General features: G+C 65.2%; 5 protein-coding genes and 1 pseudogene. 4 read left to right on the top strand and 2 right to left on the bottom strand.

From position 1 onward, the window contains the following. The coding region (locus tag AC1D1G_RS42810; RefSeq protein WP_477956661.1) for a zinc ribbon domain-containing protein at window positions 1-1,563 on the top strand (1,563 nt) is incomplete at its 5' end. A 100-nt stretch (window positions 1,564-1,663) separates the two neighbouring features. Here the strand turns inward: AC1D1G_RS42810 and AC1D1G_RS42805 are convergent. After that, window positions 1,664-1,984 (bottom strand): serine recombinase, encoded by a 321-nt coding sequence (locus tag AC1D1G_RS42805; RefSeq protein WP_283332503.1) that lies wholly within the window; start codon window positions 1,982-1,984, stop codon window positions 1,664-1,666. A gap of 219 nt (window positions 1,985-2,203) precedes the next feature. Between AC1D1G_RS42805 and AC1D1G_RS42800 the strand changes: the two genes are divergently transcribed. Continuing rightward, complete coding sequence (locus AC1D1G_RS42800; RefSeq protein ID WP_283332504.1) at window positions 2,204-2,326, top strand: hypothetical protein; 123 nt, start codon at window positions 2,204-2,206, stop codon at window positions 2,324-2,326. A 15-nt stretch (window positions 2,327-2,341) separates the two neighbouring features. On the opposite strand, the gene AC1D1G_RS42795 is transcribed toward AC1D1G_RS42800, so the two are convergent. Next, window positions 2,342-2,641 (bottom strand): ester cyclase, encoded by a 300-nt coding sequence (locus AC1D1G_RS42795; protein ID WP_477956662.1) that lies wholly within the window; start codon window positions 2,639-2,641, stop codon window positions 2,342-2,344. A gap of 55 nt (window positions 2,642-2,696) precedes the next feature. Between AC1D1G_RS42795 and AC1D1G_RS42790 the strand changes: the two are divergent. After that, window positions 2,697-2,869: pseudogene (locus AC1D1G_RS42790) on the top strand (hydroxyquinol 1,2-dioxygenase); the annotation flags it as partial. 146 nt (window positions 2,870-3,015) lie between these two features. Further along, window positions 3,016-3,765 (top strand): SDR family oxidoreductase, encoded by a 750-nt coding sequence (locus AC1D1G_RS42785; protein ID WP_477956660.1) that lies wholly within the window; start codon window positions 3,016-3,018, stop codon window positions 3,763-3,765. Window positions 3,766-3,868 lie beyond the last annotated feature (103 nt).

Raw genomic sequence — 3,868 nt, 5'->3', positions numbered from 1 at the left:
CGTCTGGGCTGGACCCCGCGCTACCCGGACGGTGTCTACGCGCCCTCACGAGTCACGCGCGTGGTCACCGCGCAAGCTGTGGCGACGCTGCGGACCCTGACCTACCGGGATACCGCCATCGCGTCGCTGTCGGCCCGATTCGATTCGGAAACCGGCCGTCTGAGCGCACCGAGTGGTGCTGCGGAGTATGTGCCGTCGGGTTTCGCGCGGGGAGTCCGTCGGCAATTGCTCGCCCGCACCCGCCAGATCGACGGCGCGGACTCGGGTGCAGCGCAGTCCGCGCGGGTGCGGATCACCGACGTGCAGACGCCACCCCGAACCTCGGCGATGGCTCGGCTTTCGGCAGCGGATCGACAACTCGCACACATCACCGTCACCGACGCCGCCATGACGCTGACGGTCACACTACCCACCACCGTCGCCCCGACAGGACGCGCGCAGTGGCGACGAGTCCGGCTGGCCGCCGCGATCCCACGGCACCTGCACGGGCGGCCGATCCGCGAGTGGCATTTACCGACCCTCGATGTCGACCACCGTGGTCTGCTGTTGCGGTGCGCTGCCACCGAAGCGGTCCCAGCCGCTGATGTGACATCGGGAACTACCGTGGTGGGCGTGGACTGGTCTCCGTCCACACTCGGGGTGGCCGCCGTTGCCACCGAAACCCCGGATGGTCTGGTCTCGGACTATCGGGGTTTCACGTACGACGACCGAGGCCTCGGGATCAAGCTGGCCCGACTGCAGGCCGAAGGGCAGCTGCTGCACCGCAAAGCGGCTCGCCTGCGCCGGCTCGCCGCGACCGCACCCCCCGAGGTCCGCGCCCAGCTGGAGGCGAAGATCGCCGTCCTCGATGGATACCGCGAGGCAGTGGGTGCCAAGCGGGGGATGATCAACCGGGAATTGGCGTTTCACTTCGGCCGCCAGCTTACCGACTTCGCTGCCGCAGCGGGCGCGAGCGTGATCGCGGTGGAAGACCTCACCACTCTCGAAACCCGCGGGCATGGGCGGGTCAACAATAWCCGGGCCGCGCAATCAGCCCGCCGCAAAGCCGTCGACGCTCTCACCCACACCGCCGCCGGTGTCGGTGTGACGGTGGTGTCCGTACCAGCACGAGGATCCTCGGCGTTGTGTCCGGGCTGCAACGAACCTCTCATCCGGCCGGGTGGTTACCATCGGGCCTGGTGTGCGCGGTGCAAAGTCGGCGGACATCGTGACCATGTCGCGGGCGTGAACCTGGCCAAGCGGGCATTGCTGGGACGCGGACAATCCGTTCGCAAGCGCGGGGAGAATCCGCGGATCCGGGTGATCGAGCATGCGCCGGTGCGCCAATGCCGCGACAAGAAGAGTCCCACTCCGAGCAGGCCGCGGCATCGCCGTGTCCGTCGTAGTGCTCCCGCCGCGACACCCCGGGTGGGGGTGAACCAGACCAGGATTGTTCCTGCGCCACAAGCGTCGGTGTGGGACACGGTAAAACCCGCAACACCGCAGCGTGTTACGGGTAGCCGTGAAGTACATACATCTCTAACACCAGCCACGCCAGTGGTAGGAAGTATGAGATCTATGTAGACGCTACGGGCGACGGCAGTCTCGTGCACCCATACCGCCTCGCTCTCGTCTGCACAGGTGACGCAACAGCTGGTGCGTCGACGGACGGAGCGAGATGCCGCTAGCTCACGACGTCGTGACCGCGCATCGCCCGGCGCAACGGCCTTTCCGTCTTGGCGACGCGCCGCCCGGCCACCGTCAACATCGGGCGCGGAATGCCGATACCCGTCACCGGCACCCCTGTCGCATACCCTTCCCGGTAGAGGTAATTCGACGCATCGGCCACTTCGTCCCGAGTCAGGGGCGCGGGTGCCCAGCCAACGGTCTCACCGATGGCATCCGCGTCCAGAATCGGACTTCGGTACCCTTCCGTGGTCTTCGCGAGAAGCCAACGCAGAACAGCGTCACGAACCGCCCATTGACGATCGGTAGCTGCATTCACATTTCAGTCCTCCGGTAGATGCCGTTGATGCCTGCATGCACCATAGCCACCGCCCAGGAATAAGCAAGTTCGTGAGCGTTCCTGCGGTTCTTGGGATCTCACGGAAGGATGCTTCCAGCTCGGCACCACGTTCGAGTCGGATACCGAAGTGGACTTATCTACTTACCTGGGTATGGTCGGGATCAGTTCGTGGTTGCCACTCTCGAAGATGGAGCGACAATGGCTGACAAATCCGCCGTCAAGAGTTCGAAACAGTCCGCACGCACACTCGAGGAGCGCCGGGCGGAGAAGCGGGCGAAGGCCCAGGAGTCGACGGAGATCGTCCGAAAGAGGAAGGGCTGAAGTCGCATTGAAGATTCATGCCGTGCTCAGCTGGCACTGAAGGGCACCGCCGTCCCAATAGTCGGTGCTGGTAATGATGTGGTTGCCTTTCACTTCCAGCATCTGCACTCCGGCCAGGTGCACACTCTGCCCTTTCGGCTCGTACGGGCCCAGGCGGCTATTCGAGTGACCGGACAGTGCGTGGGTCACCGCCGCACCGTTGCCATCGATGAGCGTGTCATCGAGGTTCCATTGCGCGTCGGGAAATGCTGCGACGAGCCCTGCGAGACCGGCGGCGATCTTCTCCGGTGTGCGAGGGTCCGCGCCGGCTGCGATATCGTTGTGCCGACATCGCGGAGCGCTAGAGCTTTGCGACCTCTGCGGGCGGTTGGGTGACCCGCAATTCGAATGCGGGGACAGCGTGTTCGGTGTGAAGGACTCGCTTTTGTCAAGGACTTCGTGGAGCAACCCCCAGGGACACCCACCCCCGATGGGTGCCGCATCGGCGACCGGCATTGGCCTCGATGCCGGTTCGACATAGTCCTTGCACCAGAACAGATTTGATTCTCGCCGTCGCTGCATGCATAGCTCTGCCACGAAGGACGAGGAAGCCCAGCCCGGCCCGGCGCACGGAATGTACACAACCCTTGACTCGGACACCTACCATCCGAGTAAACTAGGACAATATAAATCCACGTTAGGAGACGGGTATGAAGATCGTCATTTTCGGAACCGGACTCATCGGGAGCCAGGTCGCATCGAAGCTGACCGCGACCGGTCACGACGTCGCTGCACTCGGTCGCGGCGACGGCATCGACACCACCACCGGCAAGGGCGTCGCGGAGGCTGTGGAGGGCGCCGACGTCGTCGTGGACCTGACCAACTCGCCGTCATGGAAAGACGACGACGTCCTGGCCTTCTTCCGCGAATCGACGAACCACCTGCTCGCCGCCGAAGAGGCGGCAGGCGTCCGGCACCATGTCGTCCTGTCCATCGTCGGCGCCGACCGGCTCCCCGACTCCGGATACATGCGCGCCAAAGTCGCCCAGGAGGATCTGGTCAAGTCCGGCCCCATCCCCTACTCGATCGTGCGATCGACGCAGTTCTTCGAGTTCATCGCCGGCATCGCCGACGCAGGCACTGTCGGCGACACCGTCCACGCGACCCCGGCACACCTTCAGCCGATCGCCTCGCACGACGTCGTCACCCGGGTAGCCGAGGTCGCCGTCGGCGCCCCGCTCGGCGGCACGGTCGAGATTGCCGGGCCGGAACCGCTCGGCACCGATGCCCTCGTTCGACGGCTGTTCGCCTCGACCGGCGACCAGCGGACCGTGACCACCGACCCCGACGCCGGCTATTTCGGCGCCGAGCTCGATAACGCTGCGATCACTCCGACACCCGGCGCCAATGCCTGGATCGCACCGACCACGCTGGACGAGTGGTTGCGCGAACACGCCTGACACGATGACGCAGTACCACCCCACAACACCGACACAGGGGCGTGGATAGAGTCGTGGCCATGAAGCTTTCCGGCGGCGTGGAGTGGGCACTTCACTGCTGCGT

The organism is Rhodococcus sp. P3_B8 (assembly GCF_056402775.1).
The sequence above is the reverse complement of the archived record's forward strand: the minus strand, read 5'-3'. Positions and strand labels throughout refer to the sequence as shown.

Excerpts from the sequence above, each read along its gene's own strand:
- AC1D1G_RS42800 (WP_283332504.1), top strand. The coding sequence starts at position 2,204 with ATGGCTGACAAATCCGCCGTCAAGAGTTCGAAACAGTCCGCACGCACA.
- AC1D1G_RS42785 (WP_477956660.1), top strand. The coding sequence starts at position 3,016 with ATGAAGATCGTCATTTTCGGAACCGGACTCATCGGGAGCCAGGTCGCA.